This window comes from Micromonospora rosaria, from assembly GCF_001567585.1.
Taxonomy (GTDB): domain Bacteria; phylum Actinomycetota; class Actinomycetes; order Mycobacteriales; family Micromonosporaceae; genus Micromonospora; species Micromonospora rosaria.
Window position 1 is genome coordinate 1 of sequence record NZ_LRQV01000289.1, and the last position, 1,694, is coordinate 1,694.

Below are 1,694 nucleotides of genomic sequence, written 5' to 3' on the forward strand. Positions count from 1 at the left end.
CGAGCGGAGGATACGAGATTCGAACTCGTGAGGGTGTGAACCCAACACGCTTTCCAAGCGTGCGCCCTAGGCCTCTAGGCGAATCCTCCGCGAGCCAGGATACAGGTCTTCGTCGGGTGGGCCAGCCCACCACCCCCTGAAGATCCACGCCGGGTCGGGTAGGGTTGGGGGCACCTCCCGTGCGGCGGTATCTCGTGAACCTCCCCAGGGCCGGAAGGCAGCAAGGATAAGCGAGCTCTGCCGGGTGCACGGGAGGCCTTTCTGTCTCCGGTGGTGCCCTGCGTGCCGCCCTGCCCCCGGGCCACCGGTGTGAGAAGGGGACCCTTCTCTACCGTATGCGTTAACAGGGGGCCCTTCCTTACCCCGCAGCGGCGGGGTGGGTGGTCAGCCGGGGCGGACCGGCGCAGAATGGCTCGGTCGAGAGGAGGCGGATCGGGTGGCACTGGCGCTGTACCGCAAGTACCGGCCGCGTACCTTCGCCGAGGTCATCGGCCAGGAGCATGTCACCGAGCCGCTGTCGCAGGCGCTCCGCAGCGGGCGACTCAACCACGCGTACCTCTTCTCCGGTCCGCGCGGGTGCGGTAAGACCTCCAGCGCCCGGATCCTGGCCCGCTCGCTCAACTGCGCGCAGGGGCCCACCCCGGAGCCGTGCGGGCAGTGTGACTCCTGCCGCGCCCTGGGCAGCGACGGGGCCGGGTCGATCGACGTGATCGAGATCGACGCGGCCAGCCACGGTGGTGTCGACGACGCCCGGGAGCTGCGCGAGAAGGCCTTCTTCGCCCCGGCCAACAGCCGGTTCAAGATCTACGTCATCGACGAGGCGCACATGGTCTCGTCGGCCGGCTTCAACGCCCTGCTGAAGCTGGTTGAGGAGCCGCCGGAGTACGTCAAGTTCATCTTCGCCACCACCGAGCCGGAGAAGGTCCTCGGCACGATCAAGTCGCGGACCCACCACTACCCGTTCCGGCTGATCCCGCCGAAGGTGCTCCGGCCGTACCTGGAGCAGCTCACCCAGGCCGAGGGGGTCACCGTCGATCCGGCGGTCTTCCCGCTCGTGGTGCGGGCCGGCGGCGGGAGCGCCCGGGACAGCCTCTCCGTGCTCGACCAGTTGATCGCCGGGGCCGGCCCGGAGGGGGTCAGCTACGCCCGCGCCGCCGCGCTGCTCGGGGTCACCGACTCCGCGCTGATCGACGAGATGTGCGACGCGCTGGCCGCCGGGGACGGCGCCGCCGCGTACGCCACCGTCGACCGGGTCGCCGAGGCCGGGCACGATCCCCGCCGGTTCGCTTCCGACCTGCTGGAACGGCTCCGGGACCTGATCGTCCTCCAGCAGGTGCCGGACGCCGCCGAGAAGGGCCTGATCGACGGCCCGGCGGACCAGATCGAGCGGATGACCGCCCAGACGCAGCGGCTCGGCCCGGCCACCCTGTCCCGGTGCGCCGACATCGTGCACAACGGCCTCGTCGAGATGCGCGGCACCACCGCGCCCCGGCTCCTGCTGGAGCTGATCTGCGCGCGGATGCTGCTGCCCGGCGCGGACGACTCCACCGGTGGCCTGCTCCAGCGCCTGGAGCGGATGGAACGCCGGATCACCCTGGGTGGCCCGGTCGCCGCCGGCCCCGCGCCGGTCGCCCCCACCGCCGAGGTACGCCCGCAGTCGCCCGCCCCGACCGCGGCTGTCGCCGCGCCCGACC

At 71.8% G+C, this 1,694-nt stretch carries 1 protein-coding gene, 1 tRNA gene and 1 other RNA gene; 2 read left to right on the forward strand and 1 reads right to left on the reverse strand.

Annotation, left to right across the window (positions count from 1 at the left end):
- Positions 1-4: 4 nt before the first annotated feature.
- Positions 5-89 (reverse strand) — tRNA-Ser (locus AWW66_RS32065).
- 82 nt (positions 90-171) lie between these two features.
- Here AWW66_RS32065 and ffs point away from each other — a divergent pair.
- Positions 172-261, forward strand: an RNA gene (gene ffs / locus AWW66_RS32070) — signal recognition particle sRNA small type.
- A 175-nt stretch (positions 262-436) separates the two neighbouring features.
- Positions 437-1,694: DNA polymerase III subunit gamma and tau (locus AWW66_RS32075; protein ID WP_157528314.1), on the forward strand; the 1,258-nt coding region annotated here is incomplete at its 3' end.